Below are 23231 nucleotides of genomic sequence, written 5' to 3'. Positions count from 1 at the left end.
GGCCTACATCGCGCGGCTTTGTGGCGTGGCCGCTATCGTGCCGCGTCTGCGCTGTTTTGCAGCTCGGCAGCGACGCGCCGTGTTTACAGCGCGGTCGCTATCGCACCGTGGTTACAGCGCGGTCGTTACCGCGCCGTTCTTGCAGCGGTCGCCATCGCGCCGCTTTTGCAGCGCGGTCGCTATCGCGCCGCTGCCGGCGGCGCCTCGTTGTTGCGCCGAGCTGCCGCGTTGCTCAGGCGCAGCAAGACGGACCCCTGCGCCGGCGTGCGCAGGTCCCGGCCCTTCGTCGTGCCCTCGCCGCCGCCGGGCGCTGGCAGGAGCGCGTTGATGAGGCCCATCAGCCTCACCGTCGCCTGGGGCGCGATGCCGTGCGCCCAGCTCAGCAGGTACGACGACAGCCCGAGCTTCACCTCCGCGCGCCCCTCGCGCGCCGCCGCCACCACCCGCCGCGCCGCGCGCCGCGCGTCGATCGTCGCGATCGGGAGCGACGAGGCCAGGCCGAACCAGCCGAACTCGTGCTGCGGGCTGCCGCCGAACGCGGCGTTGTAGATCGACCCCGTGCGCATCGGCCCCGGGATCACCGTCGTGACGCGCGGACCCCTCGCGCCGCCGTGTGTGAGCTCCGCCTGCACGCTCTCCGAGAAGCCCATCATCGCGAACTTCGACGCGTTGTACCCGAGCAGGTGCGGCACGGCGACGCGCCCGCCGATGGACACCACGTTCACGATGCGCGCCGCCCGCCCATGCCGCCTCAGGTGCGGCAGCGCGCGCAGCGTCGCGTGGACCGCGCTCCAGAAGTTCGAGCGCATCGCCTCGTCGAGCTCCTCCACCCGGAGGTCCTGCATCGGCGCGACCTGGATCACGCCGGCGTTGTTGACGAGCACGTCGATCCGGCCGAACGCCCTCGCCACGCCGTCGATGAACGCCTCGGCCGCGGCGCGGTCGCCGAGATCGCACGCCGCCGCGTGCACCTCGACGCCGAGCGCCTGCAGCCGCTGCTCCGCCCGGTAGAGCGCCTCCGCGTCGCGGCCGGCGATCGCCACCCGGGCGCCGTGCCGGCCGAACTCCTCGGCCAGCAGCAGCCCCAGGCCGCGAGAGCCGCCCGTGATGACCACGACCCGGCCGCGCAGATCGAGCTGCCGCAGGGCGCGGAACGCCGCCCGCGCGAGCGCGGCCGCCACGAGGGCCGCCGCAGAGAAGAGCACCGGAGAACGCCGCTTTCTGAACGCCATGCCGCGGAGGACGGCATCGCCCGTGCCACCCGCCGCGCGCGGGCGGGCAGCGACGCGCCTGCACAGCGCGCTGCTCGCGCCCGCTTCAGAGCGTGACGACCGGATCCGCCACGATGCCGAGCAGCGCCGAGCGCACCTCGCCGACCAGGTAGATCGAGCCGGCCACGACCACGAGCCCGCCCGGCGCGGTGGCCTCGATAGCGCGCGCCACCGCGGCGCGCGGATCGCCGATCGCCTCGCCCGGCGCGACCCCGCGCAGCGCATCGAGCGGCGCGGCCGCGCGGCCCTTCGGCGTCACATAGAGCCGACGGTGCGCTCGTGGCGCGAGCAACTGTAGCATTTCGCCCCACCCCTTGTCGGCCATCGCCCCGAACACGAGGGTGGTGAGCGCCGCCCCCGGACCCCCCTCGTCGAGCCACGCCGCGAGCGCCTGCGCGCCGTGCGGGTTGTGCGCACAGTCGAGCAGGACATGGACGCCGCCCGCGTCGATCCGCTCCAGGCGACCGGGCCAGCGGGCCGCGGCGAGCCCACCCGCGAGCGCCCGCTCGACCTCGGGCCACCGCCCGGCGAGCTGCCACGCGATGCCGCACGCCACGCCCGCGTTCTCAGCCTGGTGCGCGCCGCGGAGGCCGAGCTCCACCTCGATCTCGCGGCGCCCCGGCCCGGCGACGCGCGCCGTGCCTGCCCCGCGTCCGCCGCGCCCCACCGCGATCTCGCCCGCGCTCCCGCCGCGCTCCGCCGGCGCGACGCGGAGGCGAGGCCCGGCGCCGATCGCCTGCGCGGCCGCCTCGATCGCGGCGTCGGCCTCCGGATCGAGGGGGCCGAGCACCGCGGGCGCGCCCGCCTTGAGGATGCCCGCCTTCTCCCGGGCGATGTCCGTCAGCGTCGGGCCGAGCACGGCCTGGTGGTCGAGCGCGATCGACGTGATCGCCGTGCAGAGCGGCGCCGAGATCACGTTCGTGGCGTCGAGCCGCCCGCCGAGGCCCACCTCGAGGATCGCGAGGTCGACGTCCGCCTCGCGGAAGGCCACGAACGCGGCGACCGTCAGCGCCTCGAAGAACGTGAGCGGCGAGGGGACACGCTCGAGCGCGGCGGCGAGCGCGCGCTCGAGCGCCGCGTCGCCGATCATCTCTCCCCCGACGCGGATGCGCTCGGCGAAGCGAGACAGGTGCGGCGACGTGTACAGGCCGGTCCGGAGCCCGGCCTCGCGCGCGATCGACTCGACCATCGCGCACACGCTGCCCTTGCCGTTCGTGCCGGCGACGTGCACCGCCGGGAGGCCTTCGTGGGGATCGCCGAGCGCGGAGAGCGCCTCGCGGACCCGGCCGAGCCCGAGCTCCATCCCCCGCGGCGCCCGCTGCCCGAGCGCCTCGAGCAGCGCGGGCAGCCGCGGCGCCGCCGAGGTCATCGCCGCGCCCGGCGGCTGGCCGTGAGGTGCTGGAGCAGCGTCCCGATGTACGCCTTCATCTCGGGGCGCGGGACGATGGCGTCGACCATCCCGTGGTCGAGCAGGAACTCGGACCGCTGGAAGCCCGCCGGCAGCGTCTGCCGGATCGTGTTCTCGATGACCCGCGGGCCGGCGAAGCCGATGAGCGCCTTGGGCTCGGCGATGTTCGCGTCGCCCAGGAAGGCGAAGCTCGCCGCGACGCCGCCCGTCGTCGGGTGGAGCAGCACCGACAGGAACGGCAGCCGCGCCTTGCGGTACCGCTCGAGCGCGGACACGCTCTTCGCCATCTGCATCAGCGAGAGGATGCCCTCCTGCATCCGCGCGCCGCCCGACGCCTGGAGGAGCACCACGGGGAGCTCCTCGCGCGTCGCGCGCTCGAACAGGCGGGTGATCTTCTCGCCGACGACCGAGCCCATGCTCCCGCCCATGAAGGCGAAGACGAACGCGCCGTAAGCGATGTCGCGGCCGCCCAGCCTGCCGCGGCCGATCTCGATCGCCTCCTTCGCGCGGCCCTTCTTGTGGAGCGCCGCGACGCGGTCCCGGTAGCTCTTGCCGTCGCTGAACCGGAGCGGGTCGTTCGGGACGAGGTGCTCGTCCCACGCGGCGAGCTCGCCGTCGTCGAGCAGGAGCCTCCGCCACCCGTCGGCGTCGAGCTTGTGGTGGTGGCCGCACTGCGAGCACACCTCGAAGGTACGCGCGAGCTCGGCGGCGTCGTGCGTGTGCGAGCAGCCGTCGCAGCGACGGAACACGCCCGCTCCCAGCGAGCGCTTCTCGCTCGCGTCGGTCGTCGGCAGGGTCTTTTCAGGCCAGGTCATCGGCGAGCCCTCAGGCGCTCCGCAGGTCCATCTCGTTCACGTCGGAGGGGACCCGGAGCGTTGGTTGTGTCTTCTCCTGCACCTCTCGGGCGCTCACGCCGGGCGCGAGCTCGCGCAGCACGAGCCCCTCGGGCGTCACATCGAGCACGGCGAGATCGGTGATGATCCGGTGGACGACGCCCCGCCCGGTGAGGGGCAGCGCGCACTCGTTCAGGATCTTCGGCGCGCCGTTCTTCGCCGCGTGATCCATGATCACGACGACGCGCTTCGCGCTCACCACGAGATCCATCGCCCCGCCCATCCCCTTCACCATCTTGCCGGGGATCATCCAGTTGGCGAGATCGCCCTTCTCGGAGACCTCCATGGCCCCGAGGATCGCGAGATCGATGTGGCCGCCCCGGATCTGCGCGAACGACTCGGCGCTCGAGAAGATCGCGGAGCCGGCGAGCATCGTCACGGTCTCCTTGCCGGCGTTGATGAGATCCGGGTCCTCCGCGCCCTCGATCGGGTAGGGGCCGATGCCGAGCAGCCCGTTCTCGCTCTGGAGCACCACCTCGATCCCCGCGGGGATGTAGTTGGCGACGAGCGTCGGCATCCCGATGCCGAGGTTGACGTAGTAGCCGTCCTTGAGCTCCAGCGCGGCGCGCTGCGCGATCTGTTCCCGCGTAAGTCCCATCGTGTCCCCTGTCCCCGCGCCGCCTAGGCGGCCGACGCCTTGCGCACCGTCCGCCGCTCGATCCGCTTCTCGAAGCGCTCGCCCTGGAAGATCCGGTGCACGAAGATCCCGGGCGTGTGGATGTGGTCCGGGTCGAGCGAGCCGACGTCGACGAGCTCCTCCACCTCGGCGATCGTCACCTTCGCGGCCATCGCCATCATCGGGTTGAAGTTCATGGCGGTGTGGCGGTAGACGAGGTTGCCGAACCGGTCGCCCTTCCAGGCCTTCACGAGCGCGTAGTCGCCGCGGATGGCGGGCTCGAGCACGTAGTCGCGGCCGTCGAACTGGCGCACCTCCTTCTTCTCGGAGTACCTCTTCACTGCGCCGTCCGGGCCATAGAGCACGGGCAGCCCGCCCTCGCTGATGGCCGTGCCCGCCCCGGTCGGGGTGTAGAACGCAGGGATCCCGGCGCCTCCGGCGCGGATGCGCTCGGCCAGCGTGCCCTGCGGCGTGAGCTCGACCTCGAGCTCGCCGCTCAGGTACTGGCGCTCGAACTCCTTGTTCTCGCCGACGTACGACGAGATCATCTTCCGGATCTGCCGGTTCTGAAGGAGGATCCCCAGGCCGAAGGCGTCGACTCCGCAGTTGTTGGACACGACCACGAGATCCTTCGTGCCGAGCTCCCGGAGCGCCGCGATGCAGTTCTCCGGGATGCCGCAGAGGCCGAAGCCGCCCGAGAGGATCGTGGCGCCGCCCGGGATGTCCCTCACGGCATCCAGCGCGCTCTTGTAGACCTTGTCCATGGCCGACCGAGAGGTAGCCCAACTGGCCGCGAGGCAAAAGCCTCCGCTGCCGCTGCGACATGCCGTGGCGCCGGCGCCGCAGCGCGGCACAGGGGCCGGGCGGCGCCGGCCGCGGCGCGGCGCTGCGAGGTGATCCGCGCTTCTCGGCCGCGCTTCCGGCGGGCGACGGGAACCTCGCGTGTGTCCGGGGTGCATGAGGCGCTCGTCGCGTCCGCCTGCGCTCGTTCACCGCACCTGCCAGCGCACATTCGGCGCACGCTCTCGGCGCAGGTCTCGGGAGCGGCCCTCGGAGGGCGCGGCCTGGCGGCGCCGGCTTCTTGGCCCGGCCCGCGGAAACCCCGTAACGCACCGGTGTGCCTCGACCGCTCTCCGTGCTGTTCACGATCCTGGCGCTCTCCCTGTCCGGCTCCCGGGCGGCCGCCGCGGCGCCGGATGCGCCGGCGCGCTCGCACGCGCGCTCCACCGCGGAAGCAAAGCCGCGGGACGCCGCGGCTGCCGCCAGGGCGCGCGGGACGACGAAGCGCGCGCCGCGCGCGCGGCTCGCGAAGGACGACAGCAAGGGCCACCGCCCCCGCGCCGGCGACGCGGGCCCGCGATCGTCCGAGCCGGCCAGAGAGAAGGCCGCGCCCCAGGCGCCCGCCTCGTCGGTCGGCCATCCCAACGAAGGGCGCCTCGATGGCGGCGTGCGGCTCGACACCTCGCGCAAGGACGTGCGCGTCGTGCCCGCCTATGCCGGCGCCGACGTCCGCTGGGGGCTACCGGCGCTCGTGGGCATGATCGAGCGCGCGGCGCGCGGCGTGGCCAAGCGCTTCCCGGGCGCCGTGCTCGACGTCGGCGACCTGTCGCGCCAGCGCGGCGGCGAGGTCCACCGCCACAACTCCCACGAGAGCGGCCGCGACGTCGACCTCGGCTTCTACGCGCTCGACGCGCGCGGCAAGCAGGTCCACGCGCCGATCTTCCTCCGGTTCGACGCCCGGCTCGCCTCGACCAACGTGCCCGGGGCGCGCTTCGACCTGCCGCGCAACTGGCTGCTCGTCCAGCACCTGCTCACCGATCCTCGCGCCCGCGTGAGCCACATCTTCATCGCCGATCCGCTCCGGTCCGCGCTGATCGCGCACGCCAAGCGGATCGGCGTCTCCCGCGCGCTGCTCGTCCGCGCGCAGCTCGCGATGATGCAGCCCACGGGCGCCGAGGCGCACGACGACCACATGCACGTGCGCATCTCCTGCCCGGCGGCCATGCGCGGCAGCTGCATCGAGCTCGCGAAGAACGCCCCCTCCCGCGCCCGCGCGCGCATGGCGAGGAAGACGGACAGGGCGCTCCGGACACCGCCGCCGTCCGCGCGCGCGGAGGCCGCGCGCCCGCCGAAGGCCGCCGCGGCGCCAGCGCCGGAGCGGCCCCGCGAGCCCGGCGCCGGCCGGCGCGACCCAGCGCAGCCCTCGCGCCGCGACGACAAGCGACCTGAGCGGGAAGCGCGCCGCGCCGCCCCGCACGCCGCTGCCGACGCCGAGGCGCTGCCACTCGCTGCCACGCGCGCGGCGGCGCAGCAGCCCATGGGCGGCCTCGATCTGTCGTTCCTGCGTCCCGCTGCGTCCGAGGCGGAGATCGAGGCAGATTCGGACGGCGCCGACGCGAGCGGCGCGCTCGACGACAGCGGAGTGCTCAAGATCACGGACTGAGATCCGTTGCGCGCCGTTCACTACAAAAGCGGCAAAGAGCCGGTAACGCGACGCATTGCAGGAAGTTCCGCAATCTCCGACCGGGGCGCCATCACGCCTGGACCCCGAGAGAAGACCTCGGGCAGACTGGGGCAGAGCAAAGGGGTGTTCATGCCGCAAGAGGACTCCCACACCTCGATTCCCACGCTGCCGTCCGCAGTATCGCTCGTCGCCAGCGATCACGAGCGCCGCGCGCTGCTCGCGGCGCTCACGTTCGTCGGCAGGCCTCCCCGGAGCGCGGCGGCGCTCGGGATCTGGTTCGAGAAGCACCTCGTGGCCGCCGGGAGGATGCAGCGACCGGGCTACGTGACCGAGGGCTTCTCCAAGCAGGTGGCGCTCGGCCATCAGGCCCCGACGGCCCCGGATGCGTCCGAGATCGAGCAGCTCGTCGACGCGGCGCGGCTCCGGGTGCTCGCCTCGCTTCGCGCCTTCATGCCGCCCGCCGCGGACGATCGCTTCCTCGCAGCGGCCATCGACAGCGGGCGCGTGCGCCGCGCCGGAGGCCTCGGGCCGTGGGAGCCGTGCCCGCGCGAGGAAGACCTGCTCAGCGACATCGTCCTCAGCCTCTTCGCCGCGGACATCCTCAACTTCCGCGCGTTCCACGACGCCTATCTCTGCGTCTGCAAGACCTGCTTTCGCATCGACTTCGACCCGAGCCAGGCCGGTCGCACCGGCTGCCCCGAGCACGAGCCGACCGTCACGGTCAACGTGATGCGCCGCAGCCGGCCGTCGCCCTGACGCGTCGCCCTGAGGCTCAGAGGCAGCCGAGGCGGCACTTGGACGCCTGCTCCAGACAATCCGACAGGCAGCCCTGGTAACGCTGGTACTGCGTGCTCTGCGTGGGCTCTTTACCGCACTGCGTCGCCCTGCACGCCTGGTGTCGCCGCTCGCACGCCCCGACGCACCCGGCATTGCCGCCGGCGGGCGCAAGGCCGGTCGCGGCCGCCGCACGCGGCCCCGCCCCTGGAGACGCCGGCAGCGCGCCCGGCGCCTGTGCGGCAGGCGGATCGATCCGCTGCGCCGGCGTCGTCCGGTGCCCCGCCGAGGCGGGCGGCGGCCCGCAGCGCTCGAAGGCGCGGCGCATCACGTCCTCCGCCGAGCCAGGCGGGATCTCGCACGCCCGCGCCAGGCTCTCGAGCCTGCGGTCGATCGCGGCGGCAGCGCGTGACGCGACCCCGTCTGGCCGCGCCGCTGGCGGTGGGGCGCCCTTCTGCGCGGCGCTCGCGGACGCGGCGCTCCCGCGCGCCGCGTCGTCGCCCGGCGCGCTCGACGCCCTGCCGATGAGGAAGGCAACGATGAGGCTTACCGCCACGAGCCCCAGGGCGGCGAGCGCGAGCCGCGAGTCGATGCGGCGCGGCCGGCGCGCCGGCGCGCCGGCGCGCGGCGAGCCGGCCGGGAGCTGAGCCGGCCCCGCGGCGCCGGGCGGCCGCGCATTCGCGGGCTGCGGCCCGGTGACGTTCGGTGTCCGCGGGGTAGGCGAGATCGCCGGCGGCGCCAGCGTCGCGACCTCCAGGGGAGGTGATGGGGCCACCATCGGCGAGAGGTTCGGCAGCGGCGCCGGCCTGGGGATATCGGTGTGCGCAGGTTCGCTCGACGCGGCGGACGGCACCGTCGGCGTGTCGGGCCACTCCACGAGCGGCCTCGCCGCGCGGAGGCGCTCGACGAGCGGCCCGAGCTCGCGCCGCTGCTCGAAGCGGCGGACGAGCTCGTACGCCGCTCCCTGGATCCCCCGCTCCCAGGGGATGTCCGGCACGCCGAGCTCCTCCGCGAAGCGGCGCAGCTCGGCCATGCTGAAGCAAGCCGTGATGCGCCCGCGGATCTCCGCGGCGCTATGCGCCGTGCTCCCCGACGTCCCCGTGCCCTCGCCGTCCACGCCCGGCAGCTTACCGCACACGCCACCGAAGCCGAACCTGGTATAGGCTCCGGACATCGTGTCCGGCGCTGCGGCACCCGGGGACGTGGAGGCCAGGAGATGAGCCGAGAGGACAGTGCAATTGGCGCGGCGCCGCCCGCGCTCGCGCCGCTGATCGGGCGCGAGGCGGAGCTGTCGGCCCTGGCCCGCGCGCTCGACGCGGTGGAGCGGGAGCGCTCCACGCGGACCGTGACGCTCGTCGGCCCGCCGGGCATCGGCAAGAGCAGGCTCGTGCGCGAGTTCCTCGAGCGGCGGCGCCAGGGCTCCGCCGCGCTGCGCGTCACCTCGGGCAGCACCGGCGACATGGCGTCCGCGTACGGCGTCTTCACGCGGCTCCTGCGCGCCCGCTTCGGCCTCTCCGACGGCATGGACAAGGACGCGGCCCGCGCCGAGGTCCGCTCGCAGGTCGCGCACGTGATGGGCGACCGCAAGGTCGGCGACGTCATCTACTTCCTCGGCCAGTTCATCGGGCTCGCGTTCGGCGACAGCCCGCTCACCCGCGCGGTGCAGGACGATCCTGCGCAGGCCGACCTCATCCGCCGCGCCGTCCTGAAGGCGTTCCTCGAGGCGGACGCCGTCCACGGCCCCCTGTGCCTCATCTTCGAGGACCTCCACGCGGCCCACGACGATTCCCTCGCGCTCCTGCGCTACCTCATCGAGTACCTCACGGGCCCGGTCCTGATCGTCTGCGCCGCCCGCCCGGAGCTGCTCACCCGCCAGGACGACTGGGGCAAGGTCGGCGACCGGCGCCACGTGCTCCTGGAGCTCACGCCGCTCGGCGAGGCCGCCGCGGCCGAGATGGCGAGGGCGCTGCTCGCGCCCTGCGCGCCGCGCGGGAGCGACGATGTCGTCATCATCGACGTCGTCGACGTCGTCGACGTCGCCGACGTCGCCGACGGCGTCGACGGCGTGGACGTGAAGCGCCCCGAGTCGCAGTTCCAGCCGGGCGTGCCGGCGGAGCTCGTCGAGGCGGCCTGCTCCTTCGCGAACGGCAACCCGGCGCTGCTCGAGCAGATGGTCCGCATCTGCCACGAGCAGGGCGTGATCGAGGAGCTCTCGCCCGACTCCGCGGGCGGGCCGCGCTGGCGCGTGCACCTCGGGAAGCTGTCGACGGCGCGCCTGCCGATGACGGTCGAGGACGCCGTGAACGTCCGCCTCGCCGCGCTCGATCACGACGGCCGGCAGCTGCTCGAGCAGGCCGCGACGATCGGCCCGGTGTTCTGGAGCGGCGCGCTGTTCGTCCTCGGCAGGGCCGGCAGCCAGGCCCCCGACCTGTGGGGGGAGGAGCAGAGCGACAAGGATCTCGACCGGATCAACGCCGCGCTGCGCTCGCTGTGCGACCGCGGCTACCTGCGCAAGCAGAGCGAGTCGAGCTTCGCGGGCTCGGACGAGTACGTGTTCGTGCACGCCAAGGAGCGCGAGGCGCTCCAGAAGCGGATGAGCGCCGCGGCCCAGCGGCGGTACCACCACGCGATCGCCGAGTGGCTGGAGCAGCAGGTGGCGGTGCGCGCGAGCGAGGAGCTCCTCGCCGAGCTCGCGACGCACCGCGAGCGCATCGGCGACGCGGTCCGGGCGGGGCTCTCGCTGCTCGACGCCGGGGACGTGGCGCGCGGGCGCTACTCGAACGCGAAGGCGGCGGAGTACTACGCGCGCGGGCTCTCGCTGCTCGGCGACGCGCACGTCGCCCGGCGCATCGACGCGCTCCACGACTACGGCGACGTCCTCCAGCTCGCCGGGCGCATCGACGACGCGCTCGCCGCGTTCCGCGAGATGCTGACGCTCGCCTACCGGCTCGACAACCGGCGCAAGGGCGGGGCCGCGCACAACCGCATCGGGCGGCTCTACCGCGACAGCGGCTCGCTCGACGAGGCCGGCAAGCACCTCACGACCGCGCTCCGCCTCTTCGAGGGCGCGCGGGACGAGCGGGGGATCGCCTCGACGATCGACGACATCGGCAAGCTGCACTGGCTCCGGGGCGAGTACCAGGAGGCGCTGAAATGGCTGCGCGACGCGCTCGCCCGCCGCGAGCGGATGGGGGATCGCCGCTCGATCGCGCTGTCGCTGAACAACCTCGGCCTCGCCCTGCAGGACTCGGGCGAGTTCAAGCAGGCGCTCAACACGTTCGAGCGGTCGCTCGCGATCCGGCGCGAGATCTCGGACCTTCTCGGCGTCGTGATGAGCCTGAACAACCTCGGCATGATCGCGCAGGACCAGCGCGATCACCGCCACGCCCTCGAGCTCTTCGAGGAGGCGCTGGAGGTGGCGCGGCAGGTCGGCGATCGCAACCGGACGGCGCTGATCCTGACGAACATCGGCGGGACGCTCTACCGGAGCGGCGATCCCGACGAGGCGGTGCGCGTGCTGCAGCAGGCCGAGGAGCTCTGCGACGAGCTCGGCGACCGGCTCGGCCTGGCCGAGGCGCGGCGCGCCCTCGGGAAGGCCTACATGCTCCGGGGCGATCTGGAGAAGGCGCGCGACTCGATCAGCCGGGCGGTGGACCTGTTCGCCTCGGTCCGGAGCAAGGTGCACCTCGGCATCGCGCTACGGACGCTCGGCGAGATCACGGCGGCGGGCGGCTGGGGCAGCGCGCACACGAAGAGCGCGCGCGCATATTTCGCGCGCTCGGTGAGCATCTTCGAGGAGACGGGGAACGAGCTCGAGCTCGCGCGCACGTTCCAGGCCTACGCGCGGTTCCTGACGACCGATCGCAGCTTCGTGGCGAACATGGCGGCGCGGCGCGAGGCGGTGGCGATGAACGAGAAGGCCGAGGCGATCTTCGCGCGGCTGAAGGTCACGTCGGTGCGCCTGGAGGACGAGCCCACGCTCCCGACGGGCCCGCCGGGCCAGTCGGTCCCCACGAAGTCGTCGGTCAGCGCGAGCCCTGGCCGCTCGCCGGCCCCCGAAGAGCCGTCGTTCCCGAACCCGGGCAGGGCCTCGACCTCCAGCTGACGCCGGGCGACCCGGCGTGCTCTGGCGCGGGGGGCGCCCGTGATACGCATGCCGGGTGAAGGCCCCGCACGAGAAGCGCGTCTCCGAGTCGCTCACGACGATGACCGAGTACGTCCTGCCGACGCACGCGAACGCGCTCGGCTCGATCTTCGGCGGGCAGGTGCTCGCGTGGATCGACCTGTGCGCTGCCATCTGCGCGCAGCGGCACACCGGCAGCGCGGTCGTCACCGCGGGCATCGACGACCTCTCGTTCGATCATGGGATCAAGGTCGGTCAGGTCGTCCGTCTGGCCGCGCGGGTGACGGCGACCTTCCGCACGTCGCTCGAGATCCTGGTGTCGGTCGAGGGGGAGGACGCGATGACGGGCGCCATCTGGCCCATGGTCACGGCCTTCGTGACGTTCGTGGCCGTCGACGCGTCGCTCAGGCCGACCTCGGTGCCGCCGATCCTCCTCGAGACGGACGACGATCGCCGCCTCGCCGAGGCCGCGGCGGAGCGGCGCGCGCGGCGGCTCTCGCGGCGCGGGGGCGGCCGCGGCGCGTGATCGTGATCGCCGCGCGCTACTTCTTCTTGATCCGGTCGGGATCCCCGAGGAACTCGAAGTGCATCGTGTCCTCGAGGTCGTCGTGGCCGAGCCAGTCGAAGCCGTAGCGCTCGAACGCCTTGATCCAGCAGCGGGACAGGGCCGTGCGCTCGTAGGCAGAGCGCTTCTTCTCCTGGCACAGCGGGCTCGTGGGCCACGGGTCGACGCAGCCGCAGCACGGGTTCCGATCGGGATCGATGTCGATGGCGATGCCGAAGAGGTGGTTCGAGATCTCGGCGCCGCGGTAGCTGTTCGCCGTGCGGAACCCGCCGACCGCGCGCGGCGTGTAGCGGCGGGACTTGCGGGTGCACGTCGAGCGGATCCGCTTCTCGACGCAGTGGAGCGCGGGCGCGATCTTCTCGTGGACGGAGAGCGGGAGGCCCATGAACTGCACGCCCGTCGCCTGGGAGTGGGCGCTCTCGGAGTTGTGGCGCCGCGTCTCCTCGGTCTCGACGTGGCCGTAGTGCTCGGCGAGGTAGCGGACCGCTTTGGCGTGCTTCTTCGGGTTGAGCATCCCCTTCTGGACGAAGGTGCGCCGCTTCAGGAACTTCTGCGGGCTCTGGACGCGGCACTCGTAGCTCTTCGCCTTCTTTCCCCGGGCCGGCTCCTTGGCCTCCGCGACGGGCCCGCCGCCGAGCCCCGAGGGGCCGGCCGCGAGCAGGGCGATCGCTGCTGCCACGAGCAGGTGCACCCGTGTCCGTCCGTTCGCGTTCACGGCCGGAGGTTAAGCAGGCCGCGTCAGGCGCGGCAAGGACTTGCCGTAAAAGCCTGTCAGGAGAAGCACCGTCAGGGGCACGAGCGCATTCTCGCGGCGGACGGCGCGCCGCATCGCTCGCGATCGCACGGTCGGTGTCAGCTCATGGGGTGAGCTGCGGCGAGCTCATGAGGTGAGCTGCGGTGAGCTCATGGAGAGGTCCACGGCGAGCAGATCTCCACGAGGACGCCGTTCAGGTCGCGCACGTAGGAGACGCGCTGGCCCCACGGCTTGTCGTGGGGTTCCGACACGGGGGCTGCGCCGGCCTTCACGGCGCGCGCGAACGCCGCGTCGACGTCCTCGCTGGTGACGATGATCTCGAACCCGGCGGGGCGCTCGCCTGGCCTGTTCTTCGCGAGCTCCGGGAGGCCCTTCTGGGCGAAGTCCTCCTGCACGAACCCGAGCGGCACCCTGCCCTTCAGCTCGCAGTATTCGTTGTCGCTGGAGACGAAGCTGCGCTCGAAGCCGAACGCGCGCTCGTAGAACGCCGCGGCTTCCACCGCGTCGGGCACATAGATGATCACGCCACCCAGTCCTGTGTTCATGAGGTTCTCCTCGGGGGTCCTGCCCCACGCGCCGGCATCCTAGGGCGGAGCTGCTGACAGCGTCCGGTCAGCAGCCTCGCTCGATGGACGGCGCGAGCGAGGCGCGGAGCTCTCGCGCATGAACCGCCCTCACCACGTTTCGATCGATGGCAGAGCGCGACGCTTGGTCGAACCAGAGGCTCCCCACGCTCGACGCCGAAGTGCGGCTTCTGCGCGGCGAGGTGCGGCTTCTGCGCGGCGAAGTGCGGCTTCTGCACGCGTCCCACGTCCAGGTCGAGCGCGTGGGGAGCGCGCAGGTCCACCTCGTCGCCCACCCGATTCATCGTGGGCAGGCGCACGCGATGCTCGCCGCCGCTCGACGGTTCTTCTGGGCCGAGGAGCGTCCGTGGTGAGAACGGAGCTCTCCGCGAGCTCGGCACTCCCGGTGCGTCAAGGCGAGCCTCACGGCCCGTCGAGGCGAGTCTCGGGGCGTATCGATGCGAACCTCAAGGCACATCGAGGCGAGCCGCGAGGCATATTGACGCGGGCCTCACGGCGCGTTGACGCGGTGTTCCTTCGGCTCGGGACGCTGGCGGGTGTGTGCCGCCGCAGACGCGTGGACCGGCCTGAGCGGAGATGAACACCGTCCCGGTCGTCTCCGCGCGGTTGCACCGCTGAACCAGCGTTTCATCCATGCAAGGGAAATCTGGCATGAACCCCGTGTTCACGCGGTGACTCGCTCAATGAGCGGTCGGCATGGCCGTTGCTAGGTGGATCGTGTGCCCTTCGCTGCGGTGGTTGCCGCAAGCGGCCTTTGTGTTGAGTCTTTTTTTGCGGCGAGCTCCCTATGAAAGAGGTCCGTAGCGACCAGCGCCGGCAAGCGAACGAGACGCCCATCCCCAAGAGCGGTGTCATGCGCGCCGTGCCCCGAAGCGTCGCGCCGCCGAGCGCACCGTCCACAGAGGGGCTGCTTGTCGGGCCGAACGGAGCTTCGTTCGAGGTGCGTCCTTCCGATCCGCTCCTCGGCAACATCGACATCGACGCCGTTGTGGCGGGGGTCCCCGAGTCCTACGCGATGAAGGGGATGTTCTTCAACGCGCTGGCGGCGACGCTCGGGGAGCGTTTCGCGCAGGTGGTGTCGACGTTGTCGAGCCCGCCGAGGGGTGGGCTCTACCTGCCGTTCTCGGACTATCCGACGCGCGACTTCTTGCGCCTCTACGACGCGGCTGCGCGGCTCTCACACCCGAACCGGAGCTCGCGGGAAGGCTACCGTCGCCTCGCGCGGCAGCAGGTCGGGGCCTTCAGGGAAAGCGCGCTCGGTCGGATCACGATGCACCTGGCGACCGACCCGGGCGCCGCGCTGATGCGCTACACGGGCAGCCTGGGCGCGCTCGTGAAGGGGCCGTTGGCCAGGGCGCGGCAGCTGGGGCCGTCGGAGGTGCAGATCGACATCAGCAGCCACCGCGGTACGCTGGAGTACCCGCTGGGGAACTTCGAGGCGCTCGTCATGGGGTACGGCGCCAAGCCGACCATCTCGGTCGAGGTGCGAGGGGCGGAGACGCTTCAGTTCCTGGTGAGCTGGTAGCCCGCCGCAAGCGGGTCGCCCGCGCCGGCGGGAGGGTCCACGCGGCGGGGGCGGGTGGGCGCTCGGCCATCCGCCAAGACGGGGACCGAGGCGCTTGCGCTGAGAACACCGCCCGGCATGTCTCCCTTCGGGCCATGCCTGCTGGGACGTTATGTTGCGCGCCACACAAGGCGCGCCTGAGACGTGGAGCCCCCTGCGACCTTATGGCACCTCGGTCGGTGCTCGCCGCGCCCACCCGCCCCCGCCGCGTGGACGCTCCCACCGGCGCTACGGTGGTGGGGGAGGGGGGAGCGAGGGGGGCCGACGTCGATGCGCGTTTTCCGTGCGCGCTTGCGGTAAGGCGAGTGCAGGATCAAGGCGGGCAATTCGAGACCCATGGAAGTGCGGTGATTTGAGTCGGCTTGCGGCCTTCTGAGCGAACCTGGCGACCATAGAGATCATCGTTTCAACACGAGTTGATCGAGAATCGCTGTTGATGGATCGAGGTCGCCTTCCGAGAAGGTGAATGCTCGGTTGGATGAAAGCCGCACTCGCGCCGGGCAGGAGAACATCGGCCTGCTGCGCAAAATTGCGCTCGAACTTTTATCGAGCGCGGGCGTCAAGCGAGCATGAGGCACTGTGGGCACTGGTGGACGTGCCTTGGAGTTGGCGAGCCCTCCGCAAGAACGGCGGCTTACCATGGGCGCGCAGGTGCAATATTCCTCTGGGGCTACAGCTCTCCACGGCTTCGCTGACGTCGCTCCGACCAGCCTTGCGCTCGCGCCCTCCCTTTGCGAGCGTCTGAGCCGGGCCGCAGAGGCCGTCCCGAGGACCACGCCAATGACTACCCACGAGATCGTCCTCTTCGTCTACGACAACCTCATGAAGGGCGAGGACCAACACGAATGGCTCGCGTCAGCCCGCTCGCTCGGTGTGGCGACCACGACACCGCAGTACGCGCTCGTCGATCTCGGCACCAGCGGCGCCCTCGTCCAGGGAGGGCTCATCGCCGTGACCGGCGAGCTCTATGCCATCGCTCCGGCTGCGCTGGCCGCGCTCGACGTGCACCGCGGACACCCGGTCTTGCACCGGAGAGCAGCCATCCGCCTCGCCGACGGCCGCGAAGCCCAGGCCTACCTCCTCTCCATGGAGCAGGCCGCTGGCTGCCGGCGCGTCCGCGAGGGCGACTGGCGGAAACGCCGCGGCGCGCCCGGCGCCGTGCGGACCCGGGACAACAGCCCGCTCGTGAGCTGGGCGAAGCGCCGCTTCGACACCTCCCGCTGACCAGTCTGCGCGCTCCTCTCTACCCCGATGGCGCTCAGCGCGCGCCGCGCCGTGCGAGCCGTCGCTGCGCAGGCGCACAAGCCTTCCCTCGGCACACAGCGCATACTGTACCCTCGGAGCAGGCATGGCGCGTCGCTCGTGGAACGGCGCGCGCCAGCGCAGGTGCTATGAGCATGGCCGCAGGGGAAAGCGTGGCGGAAATCTCGGCGCACGACCAACTCGGCCACGACGACGGCAAGCCTGAATCCGCCGCTGCCCAGCTCGCCGAGGTCGTCGTCGAGGCGGCCGCCGCGCTTTCTGGGAAATTTCAACCGCAAGCGCTCCGCGAGGTTGTCGCCGAGCAAGCCGCCCGGTTGCTCAGCGCAGACCTCTCGCTCCTGTACGGCGCCGCAGTGGAAGAACACGCGCGCCCGATCCGGCTGGTCGCCTCCTCCAACCTGCCGAGCGCGTTCGCCGCGCAGCTCACGGACCTCACGGGCACGTCGTCCCTCGTGCTGCGCGCCGCGGAGAGCCGCCGCATCGAGCATGCCTTGGTCGACCAGGCCGCCTGCGAGCGTTTCTCCGACCTCGGCGCGCTCGCGGCCAGCATGAGGCCCCACTGGGCTCTGTCTGCGCCCCTGCTCAGCGCAGACCGGCTCTTCGGCGTCCTCTTTTGCGCGTTCGGGAGCCGCAGCGCATCTTTCCAGGAGATCCTCCCGCGCGTACGGGCCCTCTGCGCGCTGTTCGCGCTCGCGCTCGCGAGCGCTGAGCCCACTGCGAGCGCGCGAACGCGCCCCGGGGGCGCCGACTACGTACGGGGCCGGGGCGCGGACGCGCTGGAGCCCACCGAAGCTGCGTTCCGTGAGGTTGAGTGGGGCCTCGCGGAGGAGCGGCGATGGCTGCGGAGCGTGATCGAAGACTTCCCCGTCGCCATCGCCGTCTTGGACGAGCGCGGCGGCCCCTCGCTCCTCGCGAGCCGCCGCTGCCAGGAGCTCTGCGGCGGGCCGCACCCGCTAGAGGCGCTGGATGTGGGGCGAGGCGCGCTTTTGTGCGAGCCAGGGGGACGGCCGCTCATGCTGCCTGAAATGCCCCTCGTTCGCGCGGCGCGTGGCGAGGGGACGACGTGTAAAGAGCTGTGGTTTCGAAGGACGGACGGGAGCTACATCCCCGTTGTGGTGAGCGCTGGCCCCATCCGGGGCGAGGACGGCGCGATCCACGGGGCCATCGCGAGCTACGAGGACGTCACCAATTTCAGGGAGATCCAGCGGCTCCGCGAGGAGTGGACCTCCCTCGTGGCGCACGACCTCAAGCAACCGCTCTCCGCCATCTCCGCCTACGCGGGCATGCTGTCGCGGCTGCCCGAGTCCGCCGGTGCGGCGGCGTGGGGCCAGAAGATCCTGTCGAACGTCCAGCGCCTCGATCGGATGGCCGAAGAGCTGCTCGACGCCTCCAAGATCGAGGCGAGGCATCTCTCCCTCGAGCCGCAGCCGACGGACATGCGCGCCCTGCTCCACGCGATCGTCGAGCTCGCTGCCGCTGAGAGGCCGGATCACGCGATCGTGCTGACGGCGGACGAGGACGTGCCGCCCGTCCTCGTGGACGCGGCGCGCATGGACCAGGTGCTCGGGAACCTCCTTCTCAACGCCGCCAAGTACGGCGATCCCGACGCGCCGACCCGCGTGACGCTCTCTCTCCGCGACGCCGAGGTCGAGGTCGAGGTCGAGAACCGCGGGCCGGGCATCCCCCCGGACGAGCTGCCGAGGCTGTTCCAGCGCTTCCAGCGGCTCTCGTCAAACCCGTCCCGGGGCCGACCGCCCGGCACTGGCCTCGGGCTCTACATCTGCAAGGGCATCATCGAGGCGCACGGCGGCCGGATCTGGGCGCAGAGCGAGCTGGGCAAGACGACGTCCTTCCACTTCACGCTCCCGCTCTCGCGCGGCGGCTGACCCCGCGGACCCCCGTGGCCGCGCCCCGGCGAAAGCGCGGGATCCGCCGCACCGACGGCGCCCCGCTCAGCCGTTCTTGATGCGCGCCACGATGGCGTCGGTGAGCGTCTTCGTGTCCGCCTTGCCGCCGAGATCGCGGGTGCGGACCCCGTCCAGGTTCAGCGCCCCGTCGATGCCGGCGCGCAGGCGGACGGCGAGCTCCCGGTGGCCCACGTGGTCGAGCATCATCGCGGCGGCGAGCATGAGCGCGATCGGGTTCGCCACGCCCTTGCCGGCGATGTCCGGCGCCGAGCCGTGCACCGCCTCGAAGATAGCGGCGTGCTGGCCGATGTTCGCCCCCGGCGCCATGCCGAGGCCGCCGATGAGGCCCGCGATCTCGTCCGAGAGGATGTCCCCGAAGAGGTTCGTCGTGACGATGACGTCGAACTGCCACGGGTTCAGCACGAGCTGCATCGCGCACGCGTCCACGATCCGCTCGTCGGTCGCCACGCGGCCCTCGTAGCCCTTGCTCACCTCGCGCGACGTCTCCAGGAAGATGCCCGTGAGCGCCTTCATGATGTTCGCCTTGTGGACGATGGTGACCTTCTTGCGGCCGTTCTTCTCGGCGTAGTCGTAGGCGAACTCGGCGATGCGGCGCGAGCCGACCCGGGTGTTCACGCCGGAGCCGATCGCCACCGCGTGCTCGTCGCTGCCGATAGGGATGTAGTGCTCGAAGCCCACGTAGAGGCCCTCGAGGTTCTCCCGCACGAGCACGATGTCGATGTTCTCGAAGCGGCCGCCCGGGATGAGCGTCTTCGCGGGGCGCACGTTGGCGAAGAGCTTGAACTCCTGCCGTAGGCGCACGTTCGACGAGCGGTACCCGCCGCCGATCGGCGTCTCGAGCGGCCCCTTGAGCGCGAGCTGCGTGCGGTGGATGCTGTCGAGCGTGGCCCGCGGCAGCGGGTCGCCCGCGTCCTTGACGCCGGCCATGCCGGCCACGCACGTCTCCCATTCAAAGGGCGCGCCGAGCGCGTCGAGGGCGCGCAGCGTCGCGTCCACGATCTCGGGGCCGATGCCGTCGCCGGGGATGAGGGTCGCAGGATGCTTCTGTGAGGTCACGGGCTGTCTCTCGATCTCGGGGTGAATCGTCGCGTCGACGAGGAAAGGCGCACGCATAGCCGAGGTGCGCGCCGCGATCCACCTCGCCGGGAGCGGCGCCGCGTGCCGCCCGCCCGCAAGTCCCTTGAGGATCCCCGCCCCCGCCGCCATCATGACCCGGGTCCCATGATTTGCCCGCGCTGCCACCGCGCGTACACCGATCGCTCGTACGGCTTCTGCCCCGACGACGGCGCGCGCCTCGTCCAGTCGCTGTCGGCCGCGCCGCCGCCGGCGCAGCCGACGCGGCAGTTCGGCGCCATCCTCGAGGATCGCTATGTGATCCAGGGCTTCATCGGCGCCGGCGGCATGTCGCGCGTGTACCTCGCGGCGGACAGCCGCACGAAGGAGCAGGTCGCGATCAAGATCCTGAACCGCAGCTTCGCCGCCGATCGGGCCCAGCGCGAGCGGTTCCTCCGCGAGCTCGAGGCGGCGGCCGAGCTCGGGCACCCCAACATCATCCGGGTCCTCGACGCGGGCGAGCGCAAGGACGGGTCCCCGTTCATCGTGCTCGAGCTGCTCACCGGCGAGTCGCTCGGCGTCCTGCTCCGCCGCGAGGTGGCCATGAGCGAGGCCGTCGCGCTTCCGCTGATACGGCAGGCGGCGTCGGCGCTCGCTTCGGCGCACGCGGCCGGCGTCATCCACCGCGACGTGAAGCCGGACAACCTGTTCCTCGTCCGCTCCCAGGGCGGCCCGCGCGTGCTCAAGATGATGGATTTCGGCTTTGCGAAGCTGAAGACGGGCCCCACCACCGCCGCCGGTCTCGTGCTGGGCACGGTCCCCTACATGGCCCCGGAGCAGGCCCTCGCCGATCCCATCGACGGCCGCACCGACATTTATGCCCTCGGTGTCACCATGTTCCGCATGCTCGCAGGCCAGCTGCCGTTCTCCTCGCCAGACGACGTGGTGGTCGTCGCCCAGCACGCCTGCACCCCGGCCCCCCGGCTCAGCTCGATCCGGCCCGGCATCGATCGGCGGATCGAGGCGCTGGTCGCCACCGCGCTCCGCAAGGCCCCCGGGAACCGCTACGACTCGATGCAATCGCTCCTGGAGGACGTCGAGCGCATCCTCGGCGTCCGCCCGGGCGAGCCGATCGGCGCGCCGCTCAGGACGACCCCGGACGTCTACGAGCCGGTGAACCGCGCTGCCCGGGAGGCGCTCAAGTTCCTGCGGCGCCAGCTGCCTTGAGCCGGCAGGCAGCCTTGAGCCGGCAGGCAGCCTTGAGCCGGAAAGCAGCCTTGAGCCGGAAGGCAGCCGCTCGCCCGGCGCGGCGGCTGGGCTCGCCGGCCCGTGGAGCTGCGCCGGTCACCGCGCGCCGAGATCCTCGATACGGTAGCCGTCCGGGTACGTGCGGTTCCTCAGCTGAGTGAGCAGGCGCGGCGAGCGCCGGCGCGGCATGGCCCGCAAGAGCGGGCCGCGCGCGCGGAGCGCCGCCTGCACGAGGCCGCGCAGCCCGGGCGGAGGCCGCGGCAGCCCGACGGCGTCGAGCATGCGATCATCGATCATCGCGTGGAGGACCGGCGCCCCGAGCGGCCATAGCGCTCTCGGCAGCGCCCAGCCCAGCACGAGGTCCCGCGTCGCCACGGCGAGCTTCCGGTTGTCCTCCGAGAACCGCAGGTGCTCCGCCTCGTAATCGAGGTTGAACCGCTCGAACGCCTCGTAGCTCGGCGGGATATCCTTGATGTTCATCAGCGTCCCGACCTGCTTCCAGTAGTGGTAGGCCGCGAGCTTCTCCTTTTCGAGCAGCGCGCGCCAGGCGAAGCGCTCGTTCCAGCGGATGGGCTCGAAGATGAACGTCGACAGCGTGTACAGGTACTCGTCGTTCGGGATGGCGTAACGCCCGTGCTGCCGGTTCATGCGCCGCAGCGCCGCCCGGCCGCGCTCGCTGTCGTATCCGTTCTCCAGCATCTCGGCGAGGATGAGGACGGTGTCGTCGTAGCGCTTCTGGGTGCGCTGGAGGAACTCCCCTGTCTGCACCAGGAGAGGTGTGCCCTTGGCGATCCCGAAGACACGGAACAGCGCGAGCTCGAGGGCGTGCTGCGTGTCCCACGGGAAATCATAGCACGTCGAGAGAAATGCGATCTCCTGATGATCCTTGACCGGATCCAGGTTTGCTTCGATATGGTCGCGGATCGCATAGCGCGATCGCGATTCGGGAGGGGCCCAGCGCATGGAAGATCTCCTGATGTGTATCCGCCCGATGACGCGTCCATTTCTATCATGCTTCGCTCAGCCTGGCGGAAACATCGCTGAACAGATGAAGACGTCGATCGTGGCCATCGTGGCGAGGCGAGGTGAGGTGCGGTTCACCGTGGCGCGCCGTGAATGAGGAGCTGTGATGCGGCGGCGGGCTCGCGCCGGGCGAGCCGGCTGGCCAGGCTCCGCGCGGCGAGGCCGCGGGGAGGGCCGGGGAGCGCGGCGCCGAGACGCTCGATCAGCTCGGTCTCGCGCTCGGCTTTCGGGCCCGCTTTCGCCCGCGCAGGCGCGTGCGCGGCCTGCGCGAAGGTGGCACGCTAGCGCCGTGCCGCCTGTCATCGACGACATGATCCAGGAGCTCCTTACACGCCATCGGTCGACCGGTCGGGTGGACCTCAACGACATCGCCGAAGTCGTCGACCGCCGGGCGGTCTCGTACGAGGAGGTCGAGTACATCATCGACCGGCTCGAGTCCGAGGGCCTCCGCGTCGCCGAGCCGCTCGATCGGGGCGATGTCGAGGTGCTCCGCGCCGTCGTCGCGAGCGCGAGGCGGCTCGCGGCCGAGCTCGGACGCACACCCACGATCGGCGAGATCGCGCTGGCATCGGGCCATGCCCCGCACACGGTGCGCCGGGCGCTGGAACAAGCGGGGCGTGCCAAGGCTTGTTGAAGAGGAGGTGCGCTGGCCGCGCAGGACGCAGCGCGGCAAGCCACGGTGACGCGCGGGCACGACGAGGTGCGCGAGAGGTGGCAAGCTGCGGCAGGCTGGCGCAAGACGCGGCAACCCGCGGCAAGAAACGCAGAAGCGGAACGACGCCAAACAAAACGAAAGCGCTGCGCCGTTGAGTGCAGACCAGAGCTCTACATCAGTGTTACGATGGAGATGGAGGGGTGCTCTGTAGCCGTAGTCGATTGTTTCATCTACGCATCAGGGAAGGAAGGCTGGACCCGATGAACATCACGATCACGTTCCGCCATATGGTGGGTACCGACGCCGTGAAGAATTACGCCCATGAGAAGGTGGCCAAGCTTCAGAAGTTCCTTAGGCAGGCGATGACGGCGCAGGTCACCCTCTCCGTCGAGGGTCTGACGCACGTCGCCGACGTTCGCCTCTCCTCCGGCAGTCTAGCCTTCCATGCGACCGAGCGGGGTGAGGACATGTACGCGTCGATCGACATGGTCCACGACAAGCTCGAGCGGCAGATCCGGGATGGGAAGGGTCACACCATAGCGCGGAAGCGCGGCGGCACGAGCGCCGGCGAGTACGCCGTCGAGGTGGAGCGCGAAGCGGTGGCCGCGACGGGACGCTCCCGATCGTGAGCCGCCGCGCGCGTCGCCGAGGCGCGACGCGCGAGCCGGAGCGAGGGCAGCCGCGCCCGCCGGCGCGGCGCGCTCCCATCCTGTGAGCCACCGCTGGCGGGCGAGGCGGCGCGCTCCCTCCGCGTGAGTCGCCGCGCTCGCCGCGGCGAGCGCGGCGGCGAAGAGCGCTCGTCTCCATCAGCTCACCCCTGCGCATGGCCAACCTGCCGGGGGGCCTGCCTGGAGCGGCGCGGTGGTCGCCCAGCGATCGCGACGCGAAGAACGCGAAGAACGCTCCCTCCGGGGCCGCTCGCCGCGATAGCGTCCTTGAGTCGCGCACCCGAAGTCCCCAGGGTACGATGGCCACATCGGCTCGCTTGGCCCTGGCCGAGCGCCGCGCCGACCTTGCCACGTGCGCCGTTCCAGAGCCCTCTCAC

At 71.8% G+C, this 23231-nt stretch carries 21 protein-coding genes; 11 read left to right on the top strand and 10 right to left on the bottom strand.

The features are described 5' to 3' along the window. Nucleotides 1-179 precede the first annotated feature (179 nt). From WME82_RS31490 to WME82_RS31470, 5 genes are all read right to left on the bottom strand, one after another. Nucleotides 180-1205 carry an SDR family NAD(P)-dependent oxidoreductase gene (locus tag WME82_RS31490; RefSeq protein ID WP_438038328.1) on the bottom strand — a complete coding sequence of 342 codons (1026 nt, stop codon included), beginning with the start codon at nucleotides 1203-1205 and terminating at the stop codon, nucleotides 180-182. 112 nt (nucleotides 1206-1317) lie between these two features. After that, nucleotides 1318-2640, bottom strand: a complete 1323-nt coding sequence (locus tag WME82_RS31485; protein ID WP_438038327.1) for a bifunctional folylpolyglutamate synthase/dihydrofolate synthase — start codon at nucleotides 2638-2640, stop codon at nucleotides 1318-1320. Then, nucleotides 2637-3494: an acetyl-CoA carboxylase, carboxyltransferase subunit beta gene (gene accD / locus WME82_RS31480; RefSeq protein WP_437740180.1), complete on the bottom strand. Its 858-nt coding sequence runs from the start codon at nucleotides 3492-3494 to the stop codon at nucleotides 2637-2639. The genes WME82_RS31485 and accD overlap by 4 nt, the downstream gene beginning before the upstream one ends. A 10-nt stretch (nucleotides 3495-3504) precedes the next feature. Next, nucleotides 3505-4170: a CoA transferase subunit B gene (locus tag WME82_RS31475; RefSeq protein ID WP_012238413.1), complete on the bottom strand. Its 666-nt coding sequence runs from the start codon at nucleotides 4168-4170 to the stop codon at nucleotides 3505-3507. Between the two features lie 23 nt (nucleotides 4171-4193). After that, on the bottom strand, nucleotides 4194-4952 hold the full coding sequence (locus WME82_RS31470; RefSeq protein ID WP_437740179.1) for a CoA transferase subunit A: 759 nt from the start codon (nucleotides 4950-4952) through the stop codon (nucleotides 4194-4196). 353 nt (nucleotides 4953-5305) lie between these two features. Here WME82_RS31470 and WME82_RS31465 point away from each other — a divergent pair, with 353 nt between their 5' ends. Beyond that, on the top strand, nucleotides 5306-6631 hold the full coding sequence (locus WME82_RS31465) for a penicillin-insensitive murein endopeptidase (protein ID WP_437851056.1): 1326 nt from the start codon (nucleotides 5306-5308) through the stop codon (nucleotides 6629-6631). A 150-nt stretch (nucleotides 6632-6781) separates the two neighbouring features. Beyond that, nucleotides 6782-7408: a hypothetical protein gene (locus WME82_RS31460; protein WP_438038326.1), complete on the top strand. Its 627-nt coding sequence runs from the start codon at nucleotides 6782-6784 to the stop codon at nucleotides 7406-7408. Nucleotides 7409-7424: 16 nt separating this feature from the next. On the opposite strand, the gene WME82_RS31455 is transcribed toward WME82_RS31460, so the two are convergent. Beyond that, the gene (locus tag WME82_RS31455) at nucleotides 7425-8600 is read right to left on the bottom strand and encodes a hypothetical protein (protein ID WP_438038325.1); all 1176 of its coding nucleotides are present in this window, start codon (nucleotides 8598-8600) and stop codon (nucleotides 7425-7427) included. A 42-nt stretch (nucleotides 8601-8642) separates the two neighbouring features. Between WME82_RS31455 and WME82_RS31450 the strand changes: the two genes are divergently transcribed. Together WME82_RS31450 and WME82_RS31445 are read left to right on the top strand one after the other, a co-directional pair. Continuing rightward, on the top strand, nucleotides 8643-11531 hold the full coding sequence (locus WME82_RS31450; protein ID WP_438038324.1) for an ATP-binding protein: 2889 nt from the start codon (nucleotides 8643-8645) through the stop codon (nucleotides 11529-11531). 55 nt (nucleotides 11532-11586) lie between these two features. After that, on the top strand, nucleotides 11587-12075 hold the full coding sequence (locus WME82_RS31445) for an acyl-CoA thioesterase (protein ID WP_438038323.1): 489 nt from the start codon (nucleotides 11587-11589) through the stop codon (nucleotides 12073-12075). Between the two features lie 16 nt (nucleotides 12076-12091). On the opposite strand, the gene WME82_RS31440 is transcribed toward WME82_RS31445, so the two are convergent. Both WME82_RS31440 and WME82_RS31435 read right to left on the bottom strand, forming a co-directional pair. Then, nucleotides 12092-12829 (bottom strand): M15 family metallopeptidase, encoded by a 738-nt coding sequence (locus tag WME82_RS31440; protein WP_438038322.1) that lies wholly within the window; start codon nucleotides 12827-12829, stop codon nucleotides 12092-12094. Between the two features lie 188 nt (nucleotides 12830-13017). After that, complete coding sequence (locus WME82_RS31435) at nucleotides 13018-13413, bottom strand: VOC family protein (protein ID WP_438038321.1); 396 nt, start codon at nucleotides 13411-13413, stop codon at nucleotides 13018-13020. Between the two features lie 146 nt (nucleotides 13414-13559). Here WME82_RS31435 and WME82_RS31430 point away from each other — a divergent pair, with 146 nt between their 5' ends. The 4 genes from WME82_RS31430 (at nucleotide 13560) to WME82_RS31415 (ending at nucleotide 18165) form a co-directional block, all read left to right on the top strand. Then, complete coding sequence (locus WME82_RS31430; protein WP_437740172.1) at nucleotides 13560-13805, top strand: hypothetical protein; 246 nt, start codon at nucleotides 13560-13562, stop codon at nucleotides 13803-13805. A 587-nt stretch (nucleotides 13806-14392) separates the two neighbouring features. After that, nucleotides 14393-14977, top strand: coding sequence for a DUF2378 family protein (locus WME82_RS31425; RefSeq protein ID WP_231864307.1), 585 nt, complete (start codon nucleotides 14393-14395; stop codon nucleotides 14975-14977). A gap of 819 nt (nucleotides 14978-15796) precedes the next feature. Beyond that, nucleotides 15797-16240, top strand: coding sequence for a gamma-glutamylcyclotransferase family protein (locus WME82_RS31420; protein ID WP_437740171.1), 444 nt, complete (start codon nucleotides 15797-15799; stop codon nucleotides 16238-16240). A gap of 173 nt (nucleotides 16241-16413) precedes the next feature. Further along, nucleotides 16414-18165 carry an ATP-binding protein gene (locus tag WME82_RS31415; RefSeq protein ID WP_438038320.1) on the top strand — a complete coding sequence of 584 codons (1752 nt, stop codon included), beginning with the start codon at nucleotides 16414-16416 and terminating at the stop codon, nucleotides 18163-18165. A 66-nt stretch (nucleotides 18166-18231) separates the two neighbouring features. Here WME82_RS31415 and WME82_RS31410 read toward each other — a convergent pair whose 3' ends face one another. Continuing rightward, nucleotides 18232-19263: an isocitrate/isopropylmalate dehydrogenase family protein gene (locus tag WME82_RS31410; RefSeq protein ID WP_437740169.1), complete on the bottom strand. Its 1032-nt coding sequence runs from the start codon at nucleotides 19261-19263 to the stop codon at nucleotides 18232-18234. 165 nt (nucleotides 19264-19428) lie between these two features. Here WME82_RS31410 and WME82_RS31405 point away from each other — a divergent pair, with 165 nt between their 5' ends. After that, nucleotides 19429-20487 (top strand): serine/threonine-protein kinase, encoded by a 1059-nt coding sequence (locus WME82_RS31405; protein ID WP_437740168.1) that lies wholly within the window; start codon nucleotides 19429-19431, stop codon nucleotides 20485-20487. 117 nt (nucleotides 20488-20604) lie between these two features. Here the strand turns inward: WME82_RS31405 and WME82_RS31400 are convergent, their stop codons facing one another. Further along, nucleotides 20605-21471, bottom strand: coding sequence for an oxygenase MpaB family protein (locus tag WME82_RS31400; RefSeq protein WP_438038319.1), 867 nt, complete (start codon nucleotides 21469-21471; stop codon nucleotides 20605-20607). 349 nt (nucleotides 21472-21820) lie between these two features. On the opposite strand from WME82_RS31400, the gene WME82_RS31395 reads away from it, so the two are divergent. Next, entirely contained in the window at nucleotides 21821-22165 is a 345-nt protein-coding gene (locus tag WME82_RS31395) for a sigma-70 domain-containing protein (protein WP_437708868.1), read from the top strand. A gap of 281 nt (nucleotides 22166-22446) precedes the next feature. Further along, nucleotides 22447-22815 (top strand): ribosome hibernation-promoting factor, HPF/YfiA family, encoded by a 369-nt coding sequence (gene hpf / locus WME82_RS31390; RefSeq protein WP_437740166.1) that lies wholly within the window; start codon nucleotides 22447-22449, stop codon nucleotides 22813-22815. Nucleotides 22816-23231: the final 416 nt, after the last annotated feature.

The sequence above is a fragment of the Sorangium sp. So ce128 genome (assembly GCF_051525245.1).
In the GTDB taxonomy this organism is placed as follows: domain Bacteria; phylum Myxococcota_A; class Polyangia; order Polyangiales; family Polyangiaceae; genus Sorangium; species Sorangium cellulosum_B.
Note: the sequence above shows the minus strand (reverse complement) of the source record. Positions and strands in the feature narration are given on the sequence as shown.